Genomic DNA, 24,581 nt, shown 5'->3' with positions numbered 1-24,581 from the left:
GCTCATAATGTTGACGGTTAATGTATCCAAGCAAAAAATGATTACACTCCATGCTAAGGAATTGTTTTTTCTGGCAGGGGTTCTGGGTTCTAATCGTCTGCTGGGCATAGAGGATCCCTTCAGTGGTTATCTGGCTGAGGAGCTGGCCGAAGAGTGGAGCAGGGTGAGAGAGTCTCTGCTTCAGAAAGGTTACCTCAAGCAAGTTGAACAGGGGAAGGAGCTGGCTATGCTGCCAACCGTGTTCTCCAGGGTAGCGATAGCCGGTCTTTCGGACAAGGCATGCTGGATCAGATACGACCGCGAGGGCAAGTCTTTTGAAGGCTACCTCCACTGTACGAATGAGCGCGTGGTGGAGGTATCACGGCTCGAAGGTCAAGACGACTGCTACCGCCTCTGTGAATTAGGGAACGTTGAGGATGCCTGCAGCGCTTTGATAGGCAGAATGGGTTGGATGGAGCAGTCGCCATCAGATGCACCTGCACTCATGTTCTCGAAGAAGTCATTTCTGGAGATGTACCAGCATCGGGATTCGCTGGCGTTCGGTGAGCTGTCTGAACGGCTTGTGCTGGCCAGCGGTGATGAAGAAGGGGCTTTGGCACTAACCAGTGCGCTTAAGAACAATGTATCTTCCGGGGAGCTTCAGCTGCTGTCCTGGAACGGCAGCGAGTGGGAAACGCAAAGGGCTGCATTTGTCATCGGACATGCCATGAACTGGCTGTTCCGGATGAGTGCCAGAGGACAAGATGACTGGCTGGTTGCAGCACTGGCAACACGGACACAAATTGAAGATTTGCTTCTGAACTGGCTGCGGCAGCCATCAGAGTAAGAAGAAAGGTGATGTACATGCGCATTCGTATTGAACCGGATGTGCTTCGGACGCTGGGCAGTCAGCTGCAGCATGCGGCGGAGCAAATTCAGCAGGTGACAGCTGGACTGGAAAGAGCCCTCCAGTCATTGGAATGGGACGTCAATGTTCGTGAAGTAATCTGGAATGAATGGCAGCAATGCAAACGGCTGTCGGAGTACATTCATTCCCAGCTTCGCTCCCTGGGCATTCATATTCATCATAAGGCCGACCAGTTCCAACAGGCCGATCAGGATTATCATTCTTTCATGACAGCCACAGCTGCTGGCATGGCGCGTCCTGCCAGCATGCTGGGGATGGTTACTGAACGGACACTTTCTATCTTTCAGAACAGTGGGATGATGGGAGGCGGTACCGTGAGCGACCCAAGTTCGGTCATGAATGTGATTGCAATTCATAAGGATGGCGAATCCCATCCGGTTTGGGGCGACCAGCGGGAAATTTTGCAGCATGCGACTCTGCAGACGCCGCAGCCCTGGGTTTTCAAAGATCCGTCCGGAGCAGCATAAACAGTCAGATAGGCTTATATTTTTGAAAATTTGACAAAAGTCGACGGTGAATGTGCACGTGAACGTCTTGTTTTGTAGGTTTTTAGGGTGAATTTAAAATCAGGACCTTTGCCATTTGTTGGGAAGGAAAATCCTATTGTACAATTTGGACTGTACCATGAAATGTGAATTGAATGATTTTCAGTGATTCTGCAAGTGGCAGAAATCAATTCACTGCATGTTAAACGCAGAGCTAAAACTTACAACAATTGTCTAGAGGAGGCTTCTTTTTATGGCAGGACGCATTTTAATTACCCCAGAACAGGTAGATCAGGTAGCTAACCAATTTAAATCCAGTGGTGAGCAAAGCCAGCAAATTGTTTCCCAACTGACTAGCTCCATTCAAGGTATGGAAGGTCAATGGGAAGGTATGACGAAGCAGCGCTTTTTCCAGGAGTTTCAGGAAGCTAGCAAGCAAATGCAGCAATTTGTAACAACGTTGAACAGCATCAGCCAGGAATTGACAGCCATTGCTAACAAATTCCGTACGGTTGACCAAGCCCGGTAAGATATCTTTCATACATAGAATGAATCTCGGATTTATTCTATATACCAATTCCGCAAGTAATGCCCAGGCGGCATTAGGGAACCGGGAGTGCAATCACTCCCGGTTTTATTTATTTCTGCGGGACAGCTTCGTGGTAGAATATAGATACTTGATGGTTATTACAGGTGGAAAAGAGGGATCTGGATGTCATTTCAGCCTAGTCCGAGTGATGAGATTGTCATCAATGAACGGGTATACCGGATCGGACAACATCCTGCAGCACCCGGCTTGGCATATGCCCAGGCTGGAAGACAGGGGATAGTATATCAGCTTATTCCAGTAGACGAAGGGTTGAAGGGGGCCAAGGCACTTAAGGTCTTTTTCCCTAAATATCGTATCCCGGCCATGGTCTATCAGTCGGAGCATATGCGTTCATACAGCAGCATCCCCGGGTTGCAGGTCTGTGAACGGGACGTGCTCACTCCAGAAAGAAACGGAAACCTGATCGCCGAACATCCGGATTTGCTGTACGCGGTTCTGATGCCTTGGGTGCATGGGAAGACATGGTTCGACTGTCTGACCGGGGAGGAAGCACTAACCCCCCGGCAGAGCCTGGAGCTCGCCCGCTCCATGGCCGCAACGGGTTCAGCCATGGAGCAGCGGGGACTGGCTCACTGTGATCTGTCGGCTCCCAATGTGATGCTTCCGTTTTTTTCTGAAGTTGATCCGCCGACAGGGGGCTCTGCCGTCGAATGGGTAGATGTGGAACAGATGTATGGCAAAAGCATGGACCGCCCGGATGTTCTGCTCGCCGGCTCTCCAGGATATGCAGCACACCGTACGGTGCAAAGCGGTCTATGGAGCTCATATGCGGACCGTTTTGCCGGTGCTGTAATTATTAGTGAGATGCTTGGCTGGTGTGATGAGGATATCGTGCGCAGAGGCTGGGGAGACAGTTATTTTGACCCTCATGAAATGCAGACGCCAAGTGAGAGATACCGGGCTCTACGCCAGTCGCTTGAATCCAACTGGGGTTCAAGACTTCTGGAACTGTTCGTTCGGACGTGGGAAAGTCAGGACTTGAGCGGCTGTCCGACGTTCGGCGAATGGCTTGTTGCCCTGAATTCCATTACAGAAGAGCATCTAGTTAGGCTGGAGACAGGCGATCCTGAGGAGCAGGAAGCAGAGCCTTCAGCAGCCATGGCCGAAGGTCCAGCCCAGTCTGCTGCTTTGAGCGGCCTGACGCAGGCTGAAGCAGCCGCGGCGCTAGCCTCGGTACCCGAAGGCGGCGATGTGAAGGATCAGCTCTTCCGGCAGGCCAGGGAGCTGGAGCGGCAGGAGAAATGGGCGGCTGCACTTGAAGTCTACCGCTCCCTTCATCATTTTGTGGAGGAGGGCTCTGCTCTCCAAGTGGAAGTGGAAACGGCAATTGCCGGTCTTGAGGAGAAGCTGGCTCCAAAGAAGGAACCTGCAGGACCACAGCCCTGGTACCGTTCCAAGAAGCTGCTGATCTCCACTGCTGCTGCCCTCATCCTTGCAGCAGGGGCCATTCCTGCAGTTAATCTGCGGGCAGAGCAATTGGAGGCAAAGAAGGAAGCGGCAGCCAAGCTGGCAGCCCAAGAGCAGGAGGCTGCGGCTGCAAAGGCAGCAGAGGAAGCCAGGCAGACGGCAGCCAAGGACGCCGCCGCAGCGAAGGAAGCTGCGGAGAAAAAGGCAAAGGACGAACAGCTCAAGAAGCAGCAGGCTGAGCAAAAACTGAAACAAGCAGCCCTTCTGAAGCAGCAGCAAGCGGCTGCACAGCAGAAGAAGGAAGCGGAGCGCAAGAAACTGCAGGAGAAGTACGCTGCACAGGAGAAATATGAAGCTTATCTGGCAGCCCAGGCCAAGATCAAGCAGGCGGCCGCGAAGCAGAGAGAGGCCGACCGATTGAAGGCCCAACAGGAAGCAGAACGCCAGGCCCAGCTTGCGCGTGAGCGCGAAGAGGCCAGGCAGCGTGCGGCCGCTGAGCAGGCACGCAAGGAGGCGGCAGCCCGTGCGGCGGCCGCGAAGGAGCGCCAGGCCCGTGAAGCCGCGGCGGCCCAGGTGCTTAAGAAGAAGAGAGCGCAAGGGGTCGTCGAGCTGATCAGCTATTATAACCGGGCTTATAACGCTCAGAAGAGCGGTAATATCAGCCGCGCGCGGGAGTATGCAAGTGTATTTACAGGCTTGTATGCGAAGGATGCCGCCTATTACAGCACGGTGGGAAATCTTCGCAAACGTGCAAATGCAATTAATAAATTTATATCAAACAGCAGCTACAGCCTTCCTAACATCTAATAGACTGCAGCATACTGCAAAGAGGTGACACCCATTGAATTACACCATTCAAGCGTCGCAGCGAACACCGGCGTTAATCATTTATCTGATCGATATCAGCGCCTCCATGAATATGCTGATGGAGAACACCCGGCGTATGGATGTGGTGTATGAAGCTCTGTCGCTGGCTATACGCCAGATGGTCTATCGTTCAACCAAGGGGAGCCGGCTCACCCCGCGCTACCGTATCGCCATTCTGGCCTACAGTGACGATGTCTTTGATCTGCTGAACGGGATCAAGGGCATAGACGAAATCGCAGCAGTTGGTTCACTGCCTGACCTGACACCGATGCGCTTCTCCGATTCAGCTAAAGCTTTTCTGCAGGCAGAACGAATTCTCGAAGCAGAGCTTCCCCATATGCAGGATTGCCCTGCTCCCTTAGTTTGTCATATGACAGACGGAGTATCGACCGGTGATGACCCAGAACCCATTGCCAAAAGGATCATGAATATGAGTGTTCCGGATGGTAACGTGCTGGTTGAGAACATTTTTATATCCGATCATCTGCTGGGTTCTCCTATTCCCGAGCCGCGGCGATGGAAAGGAATTACACCGGATACGGTGCTGCTGGATGAGCATGCGGAGAAGCTGAGAAGGATGTCTTCTCCGCTGCCGGATACTTACCGCGAAATGCTCGTGGAATCGGACTATCAGCTGGCCTCCAACGCGCTGATGATGCTGCCGGGCACGTGTGCAGAACTGGTGTCCATCGGCTTCCAAATGTCTGCAGCTACACCGGTGCGCTGATGAAGGATGTGATCAAGACGGAACAGCATATTCCGGACCGTGTGATGCGGTATATCTGCGAACAAACTGCCGATCAGCCTGTTACCCGGTTAGGGGGAGCACTCACATGCCGCTTCGCCTACGGAAGGGCGTCTGAGACCGCTGATGCCGAAGAACCGGGGCAGGATTTTCTTGGGATTTGGATGCAAAGAGACCTGTGTTCCTTTGTCCTTTGCGATGGGGTTGGTCAGAGCTTCCAGGGGGATTTTGCAGCCAGATATCTGGGTACCTCTCTGCTGGACTGGCTCGCAGCAGAGACAGCTCCTTCACTGCCCCGGCTGCAGCGGAAGCTTGAGTTGTGGACCGGAACGGCAACGGAACAGCTGGAGCGCGAGACTGCATTAGAGCATGTTCCTGCTCTTTTGCGTCATGTTCTGGAAGACAAGAAGAAGCTTGGCAGCCAGACAATGTATGTATGCGGTCAGCTTAAGCTGCCCTCACGCAAACGCCGCGGCCGGATGTGGCTGGCTTGGCAGGGAGACTCCCGGGTGCGTCTGTGGAGCCAATCCCGTGAATGTTCCATTCAATCCCCTGAAGTTTCAGGGGTATCGGACCGCTGGTCCACACAGAAAGGCATTATTGGCAAAGGTCCGCATATCTATGAAACGTCGCTGCCACCTGGTCAGCCCATGAGACTCCAGCTATACAGTGATGGTCTGAGTGATCTGGATGCGGTTCAGGAAGAGGTTCCGGATGATGAGCTGCAGCTGCTGCTGCAGGCGGAACACGTCGGTGGACTGGAAGATGATGCGGCCTTCATAGAACTGAAATGGTAAAATAGGACTTGGATCGTCCGGACAGCCGACTTCTTTCTTCTTGAAGAGAAACCGGCTGTCTTTTTATATTACTGGCAGGCTGTATATTATAAATGGATTGGCAGAAGCGGAACGGTCTCGATATAATAACAGAGTTCATATGAAGACGAAAAAGCATGAACATGCATAATATATACCGTAAAGGAGTGAGCAGGATGAGAAATCGAAAAAGCGGTTATGGAGGCAGTCCTGCAGGCTGTCCGGTAGAAGTTACGCTGGATGTAATTGGCGGCAAATGGAAGGGGATCATTCTGTACCATCTGTCCTCGGGAACAAAGCGTTTTAACGAATTTCGGCGCTTGATGCCCGCGCTGACTCAGCGGATGCTGACCTTGCAGCTGCGTGAACTGGAAGAGGATGGAGTGGTTCACCGTGAAGTATACCCTGTAGTTCCTCCTAAAGTGGAGTATTCCCTGACCCCATTCGGCAACACACTGGAACCAATCATTATGCAGATGCATGAGTGGGGTATCCAATTCGAGAAGGGTAATATCGGAAACAAACCCTGCGCCGCAGAGGCAGAATAATCACAAATTTCCGGTGTATGGCCGCCTAAAACGGTAAAAACCGGAGCATTTAATACGATGAGGGTGTAAGGGGCTGTAAATGAGGGATAGATCCGCTAAAAGCAAATAGATGATTTAAAAACACTTCTTTTTGGGTAATCTTGTAATGGTACTTACTTTATAGCTTGGCAGACAAGAACCTATTCTAAAGGAGTTGTACATATATGGGCGAATCTTTCAATCCGCAGCGTTTTGCAGGACAAACAGCCATTATTACCGGAGCAGGGTCGGGGATTGGCAAAGCGGCGGCGCTTCGTCTGGCGCAGGAAGGCGCCAATGTAGCACTGTTCGATCTGCTGAATGACCGTACGAGTGAAACGGAGCAGGAGGTTAATGCGATCCGTTCTGGCGCGGCACGGGCGTTTGACGTCGATGTGTCTGATCCGGCACGGATGGAGAAAGCGGTGCTGGAAACCGCGGAGCTGTTCGGCGGTATCGATATCGTTTTCGCCAATGCAGGCATTAACGGTGTCGTTGCACCGATTGAGGATCTCAAAATTGAAGAATGGCGCCGTACGTTGGCAACCAATCTGGACGGTACGTTCCTGACCGTTAAATATGCCGTTCCCCATCTAAAGAAGCAGGGTGGAGGCAGTGTCATTATTACCAGCTCCATTAACGGGAACCGCCGTTTTACCAGCTTTGGCATGTCGGCTTACAGCACAACCAAGGCAGGACAGGTTGCCTTTGCGAAGATGGCTTCCCTCGAGCTTGCCAAATTCAAAATCCGTGTAAATGTGATCTGCCCCGGTGCGATTTCAACCAATATTGATGAGAGCACAGAGAAGACGGACGGTTTAAAGGAAATCATTATCCCGATCAAATTTCCGGAAGGCAGTCAGCCGCTTGCGAATGGTCCCGGTCAACCGGAGCATGTCGCTGATCTAGTCGCTTTCCTGGCGTCGGATGAATCGCGTCACATTACAGGCGCACAAATTGTTATCGACGGGGCCGAATCATTGCTCAGCTAATTTAATATGTCTATGATTCTGATTCTGATGGGTATTTTCCCGGCTTGTGCCGGGAAATGCCCTTTTTGAATTGCGGCTGTTTTTTACGGTCTGAACCCATTACAATAGAGAAAAAGCTTGGCTGATCGGCGTTAGCACATTTGACAGGAAGAGGAGTGTCTTGTATGGGAGGAATGTTCTCCAGAATAGTAGAGCAAAAACTGGCGGAAGCCGTGGCGCGAGGAGAACTGGATAATCTGCCTGGCGCCGGCAAGCCGCTGCAGCTTGAAGATTTGTCGCATGTGCCTGAAGACCTGAGAATGTCCTATAAATTAATGAAAAATGCAGGCATCCTTCCCGAAGAGCTGGCTCTCCAGAAGGAGTGTGTGCAATTGCAGGATCTGTTGGATGCTTGCAGGGATGCGGGCGAGAAGGAGAAGATCAGCCGCAGGCTGACTGAAAAGTCATTGCGGCTGCGAATGCTGCTGGAGGATCGGGGCATCGGCAGTCTGCAGACATTCCGGCAGTATGGGAATGCGGTCCGCAGCCGTCTGGAGTCGGGCACAGAGAACTAGACACCGCAGAGGATATCCTTTTGCATCCGCGACAATGCAGCTTCGTCCAGAATAACAGGCTGTGTTGGAATGGCAGATAGCCGAAAAGAAGGGACCAAGTCGGCCGCCTTCATCGCTTCCGGACGATCCTGAAGGCCGCTGAGATAGGCAAGCCAGCCGATGACTGCTTCCGGCGACGCCTTTTTCAGCCGAAGCTGGGACAGGCCTGTGCCGCCGTGCCTTTTGGCTAGACGTCTGCCGTCCGGCCCGCAGACGAGCGGAACATGTGTAAAGTGAGGCGCCTTCCAGCCGAGCAGGTCATAGAGCAGCAGCTGACGCGGTGTGGAGTCTAATAAATCCCAGCCGCGCAGCACCTCGGTAATGCCCATGGCTGCGTCATCCACGATGACAGCAAGCTGATAAGAGAACATGCCGTCTGCGCGCTTGACGATAAAATCACCGCCTTGAATGATATTGGCGGATTGACTGCCCGCGATTCCGTCTTCGAAGGTCATCATTCGAGCAGGTACACGCAGACGGAGGGAAGGGGTTTTGTGCCGGCTCTTCGCCTGGATTTCATCGGCACTTAAGCACCGGCAGGTTCCGGGATAAGCTGGTCCTTCGGCAGACAGGCCGTGAGGGGCGCTGGCTGCCTGCAGGATATCGGCCCTGCTGCAGAAGCAGGGATAGAGCAGTCCTTGATGCTGAAGCTCTTGAAGTGCCGTCTCGTAATACTCCAGCCGTTCGCTCTGGGTGTACGGAGCAAAATGTCCGCCCACGTCAGGTCCCTCGTCCCAGTCCAGCCCCAGCCAGTGCAGGTCAGCCAGAATGCCTTCAGCCAGATGGGATCTGGACCGGGTCATATCTATATCCTCCATCCGGAGAACAAAGGCTCCTCCCTGGGAGCGGATCTGAAGCCAGGACAGCAGCGCTGTCCGGGCATTTCCAATGTGCATTGAACCTGAAGGGGTTGGTGCAAAACGCCCTCTTGGTGTAGGATACATGCTCAAGGATCGACCCTTCTTTCCGTAACATAATCAGTAGTTGTATATTTACTAATTCTATATTGTAAACAAGATTTCACGGGCCGTCCAATGGATGCTTACAATGGGATGGATGGGAAACCGTGCAATTCGGCAATTATTGGAGCGATGAACGAAATGACTGAATTACCCGTTAAAACAATACTTCCCCGGCTGAGGCAGGCGCTTGAGGAACACCACGCAGCCATCTTGACTGCCCAGCCGGGCGCAGGTAAAACAACCGTTATTCCCTTAGCCCTGCGCAGCGAACCATGGCTGAAAGGCAACAAAATCATTATGCTGGAGCCCCGGCGTCTGGCAGCACGTTCGGCCGCAGCCTATATGGCCAGAACACTGGGTGAATCCGCCGGCGGGACTGTCGGTTACCGGGTACGGATGGATACCCGGGTCAGTGAAATGACGAAGGTTGAAGTCGTGACCGAAGGGGTGCTGACCCGGATGCTGCAGCATGACCCGGCACTGGAAGGTGTCGGCCTGGTTATCTTTGATGAATATCATGAACGGAATCTGCATGCAGATCTTGGACTGGCCTTAACCCGTCAGTGTCAAGAGGTGCTGCGTCCGGATCTGAAAATACTCGTCATGTCAGCCACCCTGGATGCAGAGCCGCTGAGCCGTCTCCTGAACGGGGCACCCATTCTTGAAAGTCCAGGACGTACCTATCCGGTTGAGACGGTGTATGCTCCCAAGCGACCGGAAGAAGAATTGGAGCAGGCCATGGCTCGCACTATCCAGGAAGCGATGAGGGCCTATGAGGGGGATGTGCTGGCATTCCTGCCCGGTATTCGTGAGATTCGGCGTACGGAACGGGAGCTTGGTCAGCTTGGGCTGCCTGGTCATATCCGGGTCGCGGCCATCTACGGAACAATGCCGCTCGATCAGCAGGATGAGGCGATAAGACCATCCGCGGTCTCGGAGCGCAAGATTGTTCTGGCTACCTCTATCGCAGAGAGCAGCTTAACCATTGAGGGAATTTCGATCGTGGTAGACAGCGGCCTGCAGCGGGAGCCTTCCTTCTCAGCACGTACCGGGATGAGCCGCCTTATAACAGTCCGCATATCCAAAGCATCTGCCGTACAGCGGCAGGGCCGGGCAGGCAGACTGCGTCCGGGTGTAGGTTATCGCTTGTGGAGTGCGGAAGAGCAGGCGGCGCTTCCGGAGTTCTCCCGCCCTGAAATACAGGCAGCAGACCTGGTACCGCTCGCTCTGGAGCTGGCAGCCTGGGGAGCGAAGACGCCTTCGGAGCTGCAGTGGCTCGACCAGCCGCCAGCGGCCGCTTACGAGCAGGCTGTGCAGCTTCTGGAGCTGCTTGGGTGTATAGACTATAGAGGAATCACAGAACATGGCCGCCGTGTACATGAGCTCGGGATTCATCCCCGACTCGGCCATATGCTGCTGGAGAGCCGGAAACTGGGCTTGGAGGAGCCAGCGTCTCGCCTGGCCGCACTGCTGCAGGAGCGCGATTTATTCCGTGCTTCCCTGGGAACTGACCTTCGTCTGCGCATGGACATACTGGAAGAGCAGGCATCGGGAAACCTGGTGAGGAGCAGCGATATACCTGACCGCGAAGCATTAGAGCGGCTCATTCGTGAGAGCCGGCACTGGCTGAACACTGTCACCGCGGACAGTCCTCGCCGAACAGCGGGTGGCAGGGGCTCAGACGACTGCGGTATACTGCTGGCCTTTGCTTATCCTGACCGAATCGGACAATCGCGCGGCGGCGGGAAATTTCTGCTCAGCAGCGGCCGCGGGGCATTTCTGCCGGGTCAGGAACTCATGTCAGGTGCAGCTTATGTAGTTGTGGCGGAAGCTGATGATCAGGGCAGCGACGGCCGCATCCGCCTGGCAGCCCCTTTAACGGAACAGGAGCTGTACAGTCATCACCGGAGCCTGATGAAGGAGGAGGAGCTCGTCTACTGGGATCAGAGCCGCCGGGGCGTCCGTGCCGAGAAAAAGCTGAAGGTGGGAGCCGTCACGCTGAAGGAGCTGCCGTATGAACGGCCGTCCTATGAACTGGTTGCTGCAGCCCTGCTGGAGGGAATAAGGCGTCAGGGCATCCAGCTTCTGCCCTGGTCCAAGCAGAGCCGGCAGCTTCAGGAACGCATGATATTCATGCATCAGCATCTGCCGGAATGGCCGGATGCTTCGGATCAGGGGCTGCTCGATACGCTGGAAGAATGGCTGCTTCCTTATCTGAGCAATCAGCGCAGCGCAGCGGATCTGCAGCGTCTGCATATCCAGGATCTGCTGCTGGGCCTGCTCAGCTGGGAGCAGCGGCAGCAGCTCGATCAGGAAGCGCCGACCCATGTGCAGGTGCCAAGCGGGTCACGAATCCCTGTCGACTACAGCCGGCCCGACGCGCCTACTCTAGCGGTAAGACTGCAGGAGCTGTTCGGGATGCGTGAGACACCGCGTCTTGGGCTGGGGAGTGTGCCCGTGCTTCTTCACCTGCTGTCACCGGCACAGCGGCCGGTTCAGGTGACCTCTGATCTGGAGAGCTTCTGGGAGCATGCCTATTTTGAAGTGAAGAAGGATCTCAAGGGGCGTTATCCCAAGCATTATTGGCCGGATAATCCGCTGGAAGCAATGCCGACCCGCCGGGTTAAGCCCAGATCCTGACAAGCAATCCATTTTTAACACCTGTGCCTGACTTAGGTTTGGAATGATGCCTGCAAGGGTAATGATGCTACGAACCACTAATCAGGGAGGTAATAATGATGGAAAAGAAAATTGTTGGCGTATTTGATACCGAGCAGGAAGCTTCTCGCGCGATCGAGTCATTGCAGCAGCAAGGTTTTCGCAACGACGAAATATCCGTCATTACTCGCGATAAAGAAGACATGAGAACCATTAATGAAGAGACAGGGACCAAGGCGCCGGAAGGTGTGGCGACAGGAGCAGCAACCGGAGGTGTGCTGGGCGGCGTAGCCGGATTGCTGGCGGGTATCGGAGCGTTGGCGATTCCGGGGATTGGTCCGATTCTGGCAGCAGGTCCAATTGCTGCGACGCTGACCGGAGCCGCTGTAGGCGCCGGCGCTGGCGGTCTGGTCGGCGGTCTCGTAGGACTCGGTATTCCTGAGGATGAAGCGAAGGAATATGAAGGTTACGTTGATCAGGGTAAAATCCTCGTATTAGTAGACGCAGCAGCGGACCGCGGCAATGATGTATACGATGTATTCCGCACGAACCGGTCGCTTAACGCTGATCGGTACGCTGCTCATTCCGGTGTCATGACGGACGATCTTGCCCGTACGAATAGGTTGGATGAAGATGTAAATCACAGCCGCCGCACAGATGCTGTGGTCGAAGATGTAATGCCGGATACACTGGATAACAACCGCCCGATGAGACGATGAATGACAATAAAGCCTGGTCCCTTGAGGATCGGGCTTTTTTACTGTTGAAACAAAGAAGCAGGAAGCAGCGGCGTTGACAAGAGGAAGGCGATCAATTATCTTTAAATAAAGATATTACGCAGCTCGTTTGATTGAAGGAGGATTACAGATGAGTATACGTGTCTATCCCGCTTTTATGCAGGGAAAAGGAGAGTTCGACGGAGGAAAGATCACAGAGCAGAAGCCCATCGGTTTTCCGGGAGAAGGTTCTGTAATTAACCGGATCGGTCCTTTATATTACTGGGCATGGGCCAAAGCGCCGGTGGGAGGACATATCGCGCCTCATCAGCATGAAGGTTATGAAATTGTGACTTATGTGACGCAGGGTACGGCCGTACACCGGGATTCATTAGGCTCAGACAGCAGAGTAGCTCAAGGCGGGCTGCAGATTATGCACACCGGCTCTGGAGTCAGCCATGAAGAGGAATGGACCGGACCTGACATGGAATCATTCCAGATCTGGTTAGAGCCGGATCTGACTGAAGCATGGGAACGGACGCCAAAATATATGAAATACGAGGCCAACGAATTCCCGCTGGCGTACGAAGATGGAGTTGTAATTCGAACGTTAATCGGTACGGGATCACCTGCAGCATTAACAGTGGATGCCCAGCTGCAGGACATTGAACTCAAATCCGGGAAATCGTTCGTAAAAGAGCTGGACAGCGGAAGAACTGCGGCCGTACTTATTCTGGAAGGCGCAGCCCGGTTTCTTATTCCTGGCTCCGGAGAAATGCAGGCACACGCCGGAACCGGGGACTTTGTGATGCTGACCTCACCCGCTTCATCTGGATGGGCTGTCACTGCAGCGGAGGATGCTTTAAGACTGCTGGTGATAGAGGTCCCGAACAAGGTAAATTATCGTCTCACACCGAAGAAATACTGACTATCTTGGCTTCCATTTAGAAGAAATTGGGCATCTGTGCTTACATCTGATACACTAACCAAAGAAGCAGTTCATTCTTTCGGCCGAAGGGAGAAAATCAAACATGATCATTACGACGACACCAACGATTGAAGGAAGACCCATTCAGGAGTATACCGGAATAGTTAATGGTGAGGCCATTATGGGGGCAAACGTAGTACGGGATTTTTTCGCTTCCATAACAGACATCGTGGGCGGAAGATCTGGCGCCTATGAGAGCAAGCTGAAAGAAGCGCGCGATGTAGCAATGGAAGAGATGAAGCAGCAGGCGGCGCGCATAGGCGCGAATGCCATCGTCGGAATAGACATCGATTACGAAGTGGTGCGTGAGGGTATGCTGATGGTTGCTGTCAGCGGCACAGCGGTGCGGGTATAATTCCTAATCTGCGAGCTGTGCATACGCAATATCCCCTTTCCGTTTCATCCCGGGGGGATGAAACGGAAAAAAGCACTGCGGTAGGAAGAAAGGGACGTTATGGACTATGGCAACAATTAAGGATATAGCAGGCCAGGCAGGGGTTTCCATTGCTACCGTCTCAAGGGTTCTCAATTATGACCCGACCCTGTCTGTATCAGATGAGACGCGTAAACGAATACTCGAAATTGCACAAGAACTGAATTATCGAACGCCGAGGGAACGCAACGGAAGCGGTCCTGCAGCCCTGGTTCATAAAGAATCCCGGCGGATCGGACTGATGAACTGGTATACGGATCAGGAAGAAATGCTGGATCCATATTACCTGGCTATTCGGCTCGGAATTGAGAGAGAATGCTTCAAACATCAGTTTGAACTCGTGAAGATGTACAAGCACAGCACCGGAGAGAGCGTGGACTGGAACGGAGAAGCGCTGGATGGAGTGATCGCCATCGGAAGGTTCGAGCAGCAGGATCTTGATTGTTTTCCACCTCATCTCGATACGGTGGTGTTCGTCGATTCATCGCCGGATGACGAACACTTCGATTCCGTTGTCTTTGATCTGCGCCGTGCGGTCAGGGAAGTGCTGGATTATCTGGAAAGCTTGGGCCACACCAGGATTGGCTATATTGGGGGACATAATGAGTCTTATGACAGAACCACGCGGGATGAAAGGGAGCTAGCATTTGGTGACTGGTTCAAAGAGAGAAACCAGGATGAGACTGCGTTTATGTACACGGGCAGTAACTGGTATCCGGAGGACGGATATCAGCTGATGAAAAGAGCCCTGGAATCATCCTCCCGGCCGACGGCTTTTTTGGTCCAGAATGATTCCATGGCCGTGGGCGCTCTCCGTGCGCTTCATGAAGCAGGAATAAAGGTCCCTGAAGAAATGTCCATTATCGGCTTCAATGACATCGCTATGTCGGAATTTATGCAGCCGCCTCTAACCACAGTCAAAGTACATATGGAGTACATGGGGGAGACAGCCGTAGAGCTGATTGCCGACCGACTGAATTCTAAACGCGACATTGCGAAAAAAGTAGTTCTTCCAACGAAGCTCATTGTGAGGGAAAGCTGCGCGAGTCTTGAAGCGCCTTAAACATAAGTCATTTAAAACAGCCTGCCGCATAGATGCGGCAGGCTGTTTGCCTGAGGAAAATAATGATGGAATACCAAATTAAACGCGTTGTAAAAAAAAATTACTTAACAATAGTAAAATTTTATTGATATTTTACTAAAATAATGATAAATTGATAATGTTAAATTGTAATCGCTTTCATATAAAGGCCAGGGAGGTTTTACAGTGAAAGAATCCAGAACAAAGAAAGCAAAAAGAAAATCCATTCCCATTGCCGCGTTATCGGCAGCTATGATTTTAACATCTTCACAAGGCTTTGTTTATGCAGAGTCAACGGGTACTGCGCAGGAAGAGACGGTGCAGGACGGACAGGATGGGAGTACAGTCGATGATCCAAATGTAACGACGCAGGCTCCACAGGAGTCTTCCCTGCCGGGCACTCCATCGAATATCGCACCTAACAGCCAGCTGAGCTCTAATGATCCGGAAAACTCGCCTGAGGCACAGAAGTCCAGGTTCTACACTTCAACTTATGTGTCGGAGCATATGGATCAGAAGGAAATGAGTTACCGGGTTTATCTTCCGGAAGGATATTACGAAAGTTCAAGAAACTATCCCGTCGTCTACCTGCTTCATGGAGAGAATAATAGCAGCGAATCGTTTGAGAAGAGCGGTATTGCCGACAAGCTTGATCAATGGATGAAGGCTGGTACGCTCCAGAAGATGATCGTTGTTATGCCGGACTCCAGCGGTGGCAGTTACTTTGTGAATCAAACTGAAGGTGACGACAAGGGCAACTGGGAAGAGATGATCGTGAACGATCTGGTACCTGCGGTTGACGGAAAATTCAGGACCATTGCGAAGCCGCAGTACAGAGGAATTACCGGTATTTCAATGGGCGGTTTTGGTGCTTTTGTTATCGGTCTTGATCATCCTGAGCTGTTCGGCTCCATCGGCAGCCATCGCGCCCCGCTCGGCATGACGGTTGCGAATTACAATCCGATGACGTTGCTCAAAAGTAAAACAGACAGTCAATTGAAAGCGTATTCTATTTATCTGGACGGAGGCACGGATGATCCTTATACATATGCGGATAACTCCACGAATGATATTCACGCCTATCTGCGCTCCAAGTCCATTTCACATGGATACCAGATGCGTCCTGGCGATCACGCCCCTGCGGATGCACTCGCGGATCTCAATCGCTCTTTCGGCGCATTCAGTTCCAAATTTGCCAAAGGAATTTTGACGGGCAGCTTTACTGCTACGCCGCAGGCCTTGAGTATTGGTACAGAAGAAGTCAGCGTGTCGTATACGACACGGCTTGACCGTGCTGCAGCGGAGCTGTTCCAGAACGGCAATGAAGACGAGGATTTTAAATTGTCTGTATCGTTGAAGGTCACAGATCCAGAAGGTAACGTGTTGTACACCGAGGTTAAGAATGCAGGAGATGTTATCGCGGGTTCGGGAGATTCGGAATTCACGGGAAGCTTTAACATCCCTGTCGAACAGCTGGGTGCCAGCAAAAGTACAACCGTTTCTCTGGAAGCCTCACTGCTTGGCTCGACAGTATCTCTGGGCTCCAAGCCATTGATCCGTGTTACACCAACGGGAACTCTGCCTGAAGATATTCAGATTGATCTCTTGGGGGATTGGAAATTTAAGAAAGACTCACAATCCCAGCCATCACTTCATGGAGAAGCTGACAACGTGGACACGACCGATTGGGCCACTGTGCAGCCTGGCCTGGACTGGTGGACTGATGGTTTTGGCGGTTATAGCGGATTAAATAATTACTATGGTGCTGCCTGGTATCAGAGAACATTTTTTGTGCCGGAGGATTTCCCCGATCAGGACCTTACCTTAATGGCCGGTAAAATTGATGACGCGGACATCACTTATATTAATGGTGTTAAAGTCGGCGAAACCGGATTTGAGAACGGAGTCTACAAGTCTTCCTTCTGGGCAGCATCACGTCAATATAAAATTCCAAGCAATCTGCTGAAGCGGGGGCAAGTCAATACGATTGCCGTGTATATGGTGAACGATAACGGCGGCGGCGGCTGGTACTCCGGACCGATCGGTATCTATACAAAGGCTGCGATGCAGAAAATAAAGAACCTGCCTTCTGAAGTTCCTAGTCAGAACATCGTAACCGCAGTGAAGGAGCTTGCTGCAAAGCAGTACCAGGCTGTCGATCAGAAAGATTTGAGCGCTTACGCAGATACGCTGTCGGCCCAATATTTCGAGAAGGGCATCGACAAGCTGAAACTGCTTGACCAGCGCCGGCAGTGGTCCAAAGATTACGCAACCATCAAGACAACGATCGACAATCCCTATGTATTCACCCTCAACAATCGCTATTTATATACGGCTGAGGTGAAGATAACGGGGACCACAGCAGACGGAACCGAGACGGTGCTGCAGCAGGGAGCTGTATCTCAATACTACCAGCAGGAGAGCGGGAAACTGCGGGAAACAGGCGACCAGAAGCTGTTCTTCGTGACTCAGTTTTATTCGGAAAGTGCGAAGCGGACGGTTAAGTACAGGGTTTATCTGCCGCAGAGTTATTTGACTCATCCGGACAAACGTTATCCAAGTGTTTATTTACTTCATCAGTTTAACAGTGACAGCGAGTCCTATGAGATTGACAAAATTGATCAGATCCTGAACAGGGAGATTGCCGCAGGAAGGTCCAAAGATATGATTGTCGTCATGCCCGATTCCTCCGGCTTAAGCTGGTGGGTGAACGGTGCCGGTCCGGATGGTGTGAAGTGGCAGGATATGGTCGTTAAGGACTTGGTCCCTCATGTAGACCAGAAATACAGAACCATTGATGATGCCCGTTACAGGGGAACCTCGGGGGTATCAATGGGCGGATTCGGTTCCTTCGTCATCGGCTTCCAATACCCTGATTTGTTCTCCTCGGCAGTCAGTCATATGGGAGCGCTCAGCTTCACCCAGGCGGGTCAGAATCCGGTTAGCATTATAAAGTCCTACCCGATTGAGGCACTGAAAAGATACTCCATTTACTTCGACTCGGGGAACGAAGATGTCTACAAATTTGATGTGCCAGTAGCGACTCTTCATAAATACCTGAATGACAACGGCGTGGATCATTACGCTGAAATTCGTGACGGCCTGCATGATAGTGCCTTTTATACGAAATCTGTCGATTTATCGTTCGCACAGCACAGCAGACACTTTGCTGATGCACATGTGGCTGACGGTATTCTGGCAGGAAGCCTGAATATCCGTAATGAAGCAGGAAACAAGGCAGCGTTATACCAGGTCACGACGAAAGAAGGGCTAAACGCCTATCTGGATAACATCCCGGCTTCACCTTATGTGAAAAATCAAACACCGGATCTGCACATTCCGATTACGCTGGAACTGACCAACCAGGCTACAGGAGAGCGATTGGTCGCTCAGCAGGATGAGCTGGCGACCCGCTCCGGCAGCGTCTCGAAGGATGGGACACTGGCCATTCCTGTGCTTGCGGATGGCAATTACAGCATAAAGCTCAAAGCTTCCGTGTTGGACCGCACGTTCACACTTGCAGCTGCTGATTACACTGTCGGCGGATCAACAGGGGGATCTTCCGGTAATACGGGCGGCGGCTCTGCAGGAGGTTCGAATTCCGGCACACCGGTTGTTACACCGGGTGGAGACGGCACAGCCGGAACTTCTAACGGAGCAGGCGGATTCACGATAACGGGAGAAGCAGCAGCAGCGGCCCTGCAGAAACAAACCGATCTGCAGATCCAGCTTTCTAGCGGAATCTCGCTTGTCCTTCCGTATGATGCATTGAACCAGATCACGACAGAACTTGGTCAAGGCTTCAAGCTGCTGAATTGGACAGCGGCACCAGTGACAGCCGCTGACCAGAAGTCCATGACTCAATCTGCCGGACAGCGCATGGGCGGTCAGCTCAAGCCGGCCGGATCGTTCATCAACCTGGAGATGACAGCCACCCTTGCTGACGGCTCCATCCGCAAGCTGAATCCGGCGTTCCGGCAGCCGGTCAAGATACAACTTGCAGCAGACTCAGGTACAGACCAGCAGCTTGCCGGTGTGTATTACTGGAACGCAAAAGGCGAAGCGGAGTTTACACGCAGCAAGTGGAACAGCAAGACGAGAACGTTCGAAGCTCAAGTGGACCATTTTGGTACCTACAGCTTGTTGACCTTTACGAAGCCGTTCAACGATGTACAGTCATCTTCATGGTATAACCGGGCGGTTGAAGTTATGGTTGCGCAGCATATTGTTACTGGTGTGAATGATACACGGTTTGCACCGAGCCATCCTGTGACCAGAGCTGAATTTGCCGCTCTCGTTACCCGTATGCTGGGACTGGAGGAGTCTTCATCTGCATCGTTCGCCGATGTGTCCAAAGACAGCTGGTATGCATCGTCCGTTTCAGCTGCCTACCAAGCCGGCATAATCAAGGGTGTATCTGCGGATGCTTTCGAGCCGAACAGACAGATTACGCGGGAGCAGATGGCTGTAATGACCTATAATGCGCTGCAAAAACTGAACCCGGGCGAGAACGGAACGGGTAATGATCCATTGGCCGGATTCACAGACGCCAAAAATATTAATGCATGGGCAAAGCAGCAGATGGCTGCCCTCGTGCAGCTTGGTCTGATCCAGGGCAAAAACAGCAGCTCTATCGCGCCGCAGGGCGCGGCCACCCGCGCTGAAGCGGTACAGGTGCTGTATAATTTGCTGCAGCATCAGAGCAAGTAAAGAATCTATAGAAATTATGAGAGAACCTTCAACCGCGTAGATGCGATTGGAGGTTCTTTGTACAGTCTGGAAACCTGTACTGCTAAGGGCCAGGAAGTTTTCCGGATACGGGATGGCAGACAATAACCAGTTTACAGTCACTCTAATTTGTTTATTATGGATACATGCTGTAATCTATGGATCCAGAATGAATGAAACGGAGAGAGTTATGCCTAGAAAAACTAGAATTCAGGAGATTGATCTACTGCGCGGCCTTGCCTTCCTGGCTGTGGTCATGCAGCATGCGATCGCCCACTACGCCGCGGTCCCCCAAGCCGGACTGGAGGACGCGGTAGTTATGACAATGATCCTGACAGCGGCGAAGTTTGCAGTGCCTGTGTTTATTTTCATCACCGGTCTGGTCCTGTTCTATAATTATGATGGCGAACTGCATTATGGACAGTTTCTGGTTAAACGCTTTAAAGATATTATCGTGCCTTACCTGCTATGGTCTGTAGTATTTTATGTGTTTAACCATGGTCCGGTATGGAATATCACCGCTGATTTGCAGCAGCTCGGCAGGAAGCTGTTCACAGGCAAAACCAGCTTTCACCTTTGGTATATTGTCATGATTATTCAATTCTATCTGCTGTTCCCGGTTGTCCGCAGGCTGATTCGATTCATCGTAAAGAGGAATACAGACAAGCTGAACCTCATTGCGCTGATTGCCGCCGGTCTGCTCTATGTCGGATTAACAGGATGGATCGGAAGAATTGCAGGAATCATGAGCGGGACAGGCATTCCCTTACTTGAGCCGTTATTTACGATCTATGCAGATCGGAATGTCCTCTATTTTTATTTCTATTTTGTACTGGGTGCTGCAGCTGGGTTGAATCTGGAGCGCTGGCGCAGCTGGATAATGAAAAGGCAGGTTTATATATTCAGTGCGGGGCTGGTGCTCAGTCTTTGGTTGATTTATGACGTAACCCGCCCGTTTGAGGGGGTCAGCAGCGGTTTTAACTTTAACCGCATGGCACTGCTGCATCCATTTATGGCTGTGTTTTGTGTTGTTTCCGTGCTTGTTGTCTATCGGCTCGCTATGATGCTGAATAAGGCAGCCAGCCAGCGTGTTCTCGGGGTGATCCGGTGGCTGGGACTGGTATCGTACGGTGCTTATTTGATCCATCCTCTGATGTTGAGATTGGCCTACGTGCTGGACGCGGCAATCTATTTCAATCTCAATGCCACTCTCCGCATGCTGATCAGCTTCCTCCTTTGCCTGCTGTTATCCGGTGCGGCCTCATGGCTTTTATCGGTGCTTCCGCTTGGCCGTTATACGGCAGGGTTATCCCTGCGCAGGAAGAAGAACAAAACAGTGCCAGGAATCAAAGGCCCGGGAATCGAGGCAGCAAAATAAATAAAAAAACCAACCTAAGAGGGTTGGTTTTTTTATTTTCAACAGATGAAAATTTCAGAATAATCAATGCAACATAATATTCAATGCAATCTGTATCTAATGAGCTGTTTATTGATGATTATTTCATTACATGAAAAATTCAAAACAACAAAAGTTTCTCCACACCCTTGCTCCTGATCCTGTCCAATTTCACAAGACGCTCCAACACACTTCTCCACAGATCAACCGAAAACTCTATGAAAAAGCAGAAGGATGTCAATAGCAAAATTGTGGTTTATAATGGGAGAAAGGGGTTACAGCATAAAGGGAGGGGGATGATACATGGCGTTCATGATTTCACAGCGTGCGTTTATCAAGCTCTATCTCATCACCATGGTAGAGGAGCATCGCGGCTACGGCTATGAAATGCTGGAAGCGATGAAGGAAGACTTCAGGCCCTTCGGGTATGTTCCGCCGCAGAGCGAGGTCTACCGGGCACTCCATGAGCTTGTGCAGGAAGGGGTTTTTTACCGTACGAAGCGGTTAAAAGGGAATGACCCCAAAGTCGATTTTCAGGAAATCGTTTTATATCATTTTACAGATGACGGGGCTGAAAAGGCCAAGCTGTATAAAAAGCAGGTCAAGACCGATCTCGATCGGTGTCTCGGTATGCTGCGCAAGGCTGAACAGGATAATTTCGCTTAATTTTAACCAGAAAGGGAAGATGCCAGATGAGCCGCAAGCTGAAGTGGGGAATATTGGGGACAGCAGAAATTGCGAGAAGTGCGATCATTCCAGCCATTCAGGAATCGGAGTATGGGGATGTCGTGGCCATTGCCAGCCGGCGGGCAGAACATGCGGCTGAGGTTGCGGAGCAAATGCAGATTCCCAGGTCTTATGGAAGTTACGAGGAATTATTGCAGGACGAGGAAGTAGAGGCTGTCTATATACCACTCCCGAATCATCTTCACAAAGAGTGGACGATCAAGGCGGCCCAGGCCGGCAAGCACGTGCTGTGTGAGAAGCCGTCCTCACTGAATGCTATGGATACGACTGAAATGGTAGAAGCCTGCAATCAGGCAGGGGTCGTTTTTGCTGAAGGCTTTATGTACCGCTACCATCCTAAACATCAGCGAATCAAGGAAATTATCAACAGCGGGGAAATTGGAGATATCCGTGGAATCCATTGTACCTTTACTTTTAATCAGGCGGATCAGCAGGGGAATGTACGCTTTAACCGTGAAATGGGGGGCGGGTCTATCTATGATGTAGGTGTCTACCCTATTTCGGCAGCAAGAATGTATCTGGACCGGGAGCCGGAAGCTGTTATGGTACATGCTCTCTATTCGCCAGAACACGGGGATGTCGACATGATGGCTTCAGGTCTGCTGGAATTCCCGGGTGATGTGACGCTGACCTTCGATTGTGGAATGTGGGCGGCAAGCCGTTCCAATATGGAGATTTTGGGGACGAAAGGGACGATTGCGATGCCGAAGATGTTCGGGTGGGAGAAGTCGACCATGGTGCCCCAAATCTTCGTACACACCGGTACGGTGACACGGGAAGAACGCCTGAAAGGACGGAATTCTTTCCTGCTGCAGGTTGAAGCGTTCTCGACAGCTGTATTGGAGGGCAAACCGCTTCCTTATGATCCTAGCGATGCCATTTTGAATATGAAAGTGATTGATGCCTGCCAGCAGTCAGCACGTGAACGCAGGCGGGTTGAGTTAAGCTGATTATCAAAAAATTAAAAACCAGACTGTCGAGAACGACGGTCTGGTTTTTAATATGCACTGTGGTCTTTAATGTATTAATTTTTGTGATATTCCAAGCACTCTGCCTGGAAACCTACAAATCATCTAAATTACATATTCTCGTTGTAGTCCTTAACGTCACGTTTGGCCGCCATCGCCGGCGTGTTCGATGTGCCGTATTCCTCCACCGTCTCCCAGGCATCCGCATCATCAAAGCGGCCGACATGCTGCTGACGCACTTCCCCTGCTCCCTTCGGCGGCAGTGTCATGACTTCCTCTTCGACTGGACGGTCATTCGAAATTTCACGTTCCGGCGTATTCTCAATCGTATACTCTGTAAAGGGGATCGCCTGCAGTCTCTCAAACGGAATTTCTTCGCCGCTCTTTTGGCAAATTCCATAAGTGCCGTCTTCCATGCGCTGCAGTGCGGCATTCACCTGATCCAGTTCTTCCGAAAGCGACTCATTAATTGCAAGATCCCGTCCGCGTTCAAATGTTTCGGTACCCAAATCGGCAGGATGATTATCAACCGCAGACAGTTCGCCTGTGGACATCCGTTCCGATTCACCCAGCAAGGAATTCTCTTCGTCATTAACTTCAAAGTGCCGTTCTAATTCCTGTTTACGTTCAACCAGCATATGTTTCAGCTCCTGGAGCTGTGATTCTGTTAAATGATTCATTGTTAAGACTCCCTTCCCGTCATGTGTCGTTGCTTGTCCGTCTTACTTATAAAAACGGCTGTACAGATATTTACCCGTACCAGCTTGATCGCAATCATGCACAGGAAAAAGAGGAAACGGACGTTATCTGCAGGCAGCAGCACGTAATGCTGATTTGACTGCTAAACAGGTCTGTAGTCCTGGGTGAGAGGATGTGTTATGGCTGTAGTATTTTATTATCCGCGTTGAATGTGATATATAATGTAGGTAGTAATTAGCCCAGTATGTGTTGTGATGGAGGTATGAGTTAATGGATGAGCATATGAAGCGCCGACTGGATAAGCAGAAGCAGCTATTCAAGCAGCTGGGCATCCACCAGGACGCATTGTCGATTCACGAGAAACAATTCAAGAATAAGATGAGGGGTTATGACCCCGACGAAGTTGATGCTTATCTGGACGAAATCATTAAAGATTACGAGCGTTTCTACGCTCATATTTCGGATCTGATGGATAAATGGCAGGAACAGCAAATCACGATACGGGATCTGAAGAATGAACTGAGCGCGCCCAAACCGCAGGTTAGCGGCGGGTCGATGGAGCGGAAGCAGATTGAAGATATTGTGAAGCAGATGGAATACAGTATTCGGCAGCTTAAAATCCGTATTCGTCCTGAGAATGACCCATTTATTGATTAAGCACGTTTATACAGCAGGCGGCACCCATCATTCCAGGATGATGGGTGGTCTGCACGTGGAGCATACAAGGAAATCAGAAGGTGATCGAAGTGAGCACGCATTTTTCAGTTAGTATTCATTGTCTGCTGCTCTTAAGCATGCAGATGCCCGAGCGCATCACCTCTGCGGTTATCGCATCCAGCATCAATACCAATCCGGTTGTCGTCAGACGAACGATGGCATACCTGAAAAAGGCAGGGATGGTGACCTCTTCGCCGGGAACCCGCGGTTTTTATTTGGCAATGCCTAGCGATCAGATTAATCTGGCTATGGTTTATCGGGCAACCAAAGATCAAGGGCCCTTGTTCTCGATTCATTCGGACACCAATCAGAACTGCGAAGTGGGACGGAGCATAGACCAGCTGCTGAGTGGAATCTATGGATTGGCGGAGAACAAGGTGCTTCAATTTTTTGAAACGGTAACTCTGCAGGAATTGGAGCAGTCCTTGCGGGAACAGATTAACGAGGAGGACTGTGCGGAGGGACGGACGTAACTTACGAATACCGGAATAAAGATGAGGA

General features: G+C 51.5%; 22 protein-coding genes. 20 read left to right on the top strand and 2 right to left on the bottom strand.

The window, feature by feature from the left end:
* The first annotated feature begins 7 nt into the window (after nt 1–7).
* The 9 genes from Q5741_RS04775 (at nt 8) to Q5741_RS04735 (ending at nt 7,948) form a co-directional block, all read left to right on the top strand.
* On the top strand, nt 8–826 hold the full coding sequence (locus Q5741_RS04775; RefSeq protein WP_305022924.1) for a hypothetical protein: 819 nt from the start codon (nt 8–10) through the stop codon (nt 824–826).
* 17 nt (nt 827–843) lie between these two features.
* Nucleotides 844–1,374 carry a WXG100 family type VII secretion target gene (locus tag Q5741_RS04770; protein ID WP_305022923.1) on the top strand — a complete coding sequence of 177 codons (531 nt, stop codon included), beginning with the start codon at nt 844–846 and terminating at the stop codon, nt 1,372–1,374.
* 271 nt (nt 1,375–1,645) lie between these two features.
* Complete coding sequence (locus Q5741_RS04765; protein WP_305022922.1) at nt 1,646–1,921, top strand: WXG100 family type VII secretion target; 276 nt, start codon at nt 1,646–1,648, stop codon at nt 1,919–1,921.
* A 183-nt stretch (nt 1,922–2,104) separates the two neighbouring features.
* A complete protein-coding gene (locus tag Q5741_RS04760; RefSeq protein WP_305022921.1) occupies nt 2,105–4,216 on the top strand; it encodes a protein kinase family protein in 2,112 nt (703 codons plus the stop codon).
* Between the two features lie 34 nt (nt 4,217–4,250).
* Entirely contained in the window at nt 4,251–5,003 is a 753-nt protein-coding gene (locus Q5741_RS04755) for a vWA domain-containing protein (RefSeq protein WP_305022920.1), read from the top strand.
* Entirely contained in the window at nt 5,003–5,818 is an 816-nt protein-coding gene (locus Q5741_RS04750; RefSeq protein WP_305022919.1) for a hypothetical protein, read from the top strand. Before Q5741_RS04755 ends, Q5741_RS04750 begins: the two co-directional genes overlap by 1 nt.
* 194 nt (nt 5,819–6,012) lie before the next feature.
* Nucleotides 6,013–6,384: a winged helix-turn-helix transcriptional regulator gene (locus tag Q5741_RS04745; protein WP_305022918.1), complete on the top strand. Its 372-nt coding sequence runs from the start codon at nt 6,013–6,015 to the stop codon at nt 6,382–6,384.
* Nucleotides 6,385–6,587: 203 nt separating this feature from the next.
* The gene (locus tag Q5741_RS04740; RefSeq protein WP_305022917.1) at nt 6,588–7,394 is read left to right on the top strand and encodes an SDR family oxidoreductase; all 807 of its coding nucleotides are present in this window, start codon (nt 6,588–6,590) and stop codon (nt 7,392–7,394) included.
* A gap of 173 nt (nt 7,395–7,567) precedes the next feature.
* Nucleotides 7,568–7,948 (top strand): DnaJ family domain-containing protein, encoded by a 381-nt coding sequence (locus Q5741_RS04735; RefSeq protein ID WP_305023328.1) that lies wholly within the window; start codon nt 7,568–7,570, stop codon nt 7,946–7,948.
* On the opposite strand, the gene gluQRS is transcribed toward Q5741_RS04735, so the two are convergent.
* On the bottom strand, nt 7,945–8,931 hold the full coding sequence (gluQRS, locus tag Q5741_RS04730) for a tRNA glutamyl-Q(34) synthetase GluQRS (RefSeq protein WP_305023327.1): 987 nt from the start codon (nt 8,929–8,931) through the stop codon (nt 7,945–7,947). The two genes, Q5741_RS04735 and gluQRS, sit on opposite strands and share 4 nt — an antisense overlap.
* 156 nt (nt 8,932–9,087) lie before the next feature.
* Here gluQRS and hrpB point away from each other — a divergent pair, with 156 nt between their 5' ends.
* From hrpB to Q5741_RS04685, 9 genes are all read left to right on the top strand, one after another.
* Entirely contained in the window at nt 9,088–11,589 is a 2,502-nt protein-coding gene (gene hrpB, locus Q5741_RS04725) for an ATP-dependent helicase HrpB (RefSeq protein WP_305022916.1), read from the top strand.
* Between the two features lie 98 nt (nt 11,590–11,687).
* Nucleotides 11,688–12,326 (top strand): general stress protein, encoded by a 639-nt coding sequence (locus Q5741_RS04720; protein WP_305022915.1) that lies wholly within the window; start codon nt 11,688–11,690, stop codon nt 12,324–12,326.
* A gap of 148 nt (nt 12,327–12,474) precedes the next feature.
* Nucleotides 12,475–13,251 (top strand): pirin family protein, encoded by a 777-nt coding sequence (locus Q5741_RS04715; RefSeq protein ID WP_305022914.1) that lies wholly within the window; start codon nt 12,475–12,477, stop codon nt 13,249–13,251.
* A 103-nt stretch (nt 13,252–13,354) separates the two neighbouring features.
* A complete protein-coding gene (locus Q5741_RS04710; protein ID WP_305022913.1) occupies nt 13,355–13,666 on the top strand; it encodes a heavy metal-binding domain-containing protein in 312 nt (103 codons plus the stop codon).
* A gap of 106 nt (nt 13,667–13,772) precedes the next feature.
* Entirely contained in the window at nt 13,773–14,807 is a 1,035-nt protein-coding gene (locus Q5741_RS04705; RefSeq protein ID WP_305022912.1) for a LacI family DNA-binding transcriptional regulator, read from the top strand.
* 204 nt (nt 14,808–15,011) lie between these two features.
* Nucleotides 15,012–19,535 (top strand): alpha/beta hydrolase-fold protein, encoded by a 4,524-nt coding sequence (locus tag Q5741_RS04700; RefSeq protein ID WP_305022911.1) that lies wholly within the window; start codon nt 15,012–15,014, stop codon nt 19,533–19,535.
* A gap of 208 nt (nt 19,536–19,743) precedes the next feature.
* The gene (locus Q5741_RS04695; protein ID WP_305022910.1) at nt 19,744–20,931 is read left to right on the top strand and encodes an acyltransferase; all 1,188 of its coding nucleotides are present in this window, start codon (nt 19,744–19,746) and stop codon (nt 20,929–20,931) included.
* A gap of 321 nt (nt 20,932–21,252) precedes the next feature.
* Nucleotides 21,253–21,615 (top strand): helix-turn-helix transcriptional regulator, encoded by a 363-nt coding sequence (locus tag Q5741_RS04690; protein WP_305022909.1) that lies wholly within the window; start codon nt 21,253–21,255, stop codon nt 21,613–21,615.
* A gap of 26 nt (nt 21,616–21,641) precedes the next feature.
* A complete protein-coding gene (locus Q5741_RS04685; RefSeq protein WP_305022908.1) occupies nt 21,642–22,646 on the top strand; it encodes a Gfo/Idh/MocA family protein in 1,005 nt (334 codons plus the stop codon).
* Nucleotides 22,647–22,774: 128 nt separating this feature from the next.
* On the opposite strand, the gene Q5741_RS04680 is transcribed toward Q5741_RS04685, so the two are convergent.
* Nucleotides 22,775–23,344, bottom strand: a complete 570-nt coding sequence (locus Q5741_RS04680) for a TraR/DksA C4-type zinc finger protein (protein ID WP_305022907.1) — start codon at nt 23,342–23,344, stop codon at nt 22,775–22,777.
* A 289-nt stretch (nt 23,345–23,633) separates the two neighbouring features.
* On the opposite strand from Q5741_RS04680, the gene Q5741_RS04675 reads away from it, so the two are divergent.
* Together Q5741_RS04675 and Q5741_RS04670 are read left to right on the top strand one after the other, a co-directional pair.
* Nucleotides 23,634–24,020 (top strand): DivIVA domain-containing protein, encoded by a 387-nt coding sequence (locus tag Q5741_RS04675; protein WP_305022906.1) that lies wholly within the window; start codon nt 23,634–23,636, stop codon nt 24,018–24,020.
* A gap of 89 nt (nt 24,021–24,109) precedes the next feature.
* Nucleotides 24,110–24,553 (top strand): Rrf2 family transcriptional regulator, encoded by a 444-nt coding sequence (locus Q5741_RS04670; RefSeq protein ID WP_305022905.1) that lies wholly within the window; start codon nt 24,110–24,112, stop codon nt 24,551–24,553.
* The last annotated feature ends 28 nt before the right edge of the window (nt 24,554–24,581 follow it).

The organism is Paenibacillus lacisoli (assembly GCF_030580655.1).
Lineage (GTDB): Bacteria > Bacillota > Bacilli > Paenibacillales > Paenibacillaceae > Paenibacillus > Paenibacillus lacisoli.
This window is presented reverse-complemented; position numbering and strand designations above follow the sequence as displayed.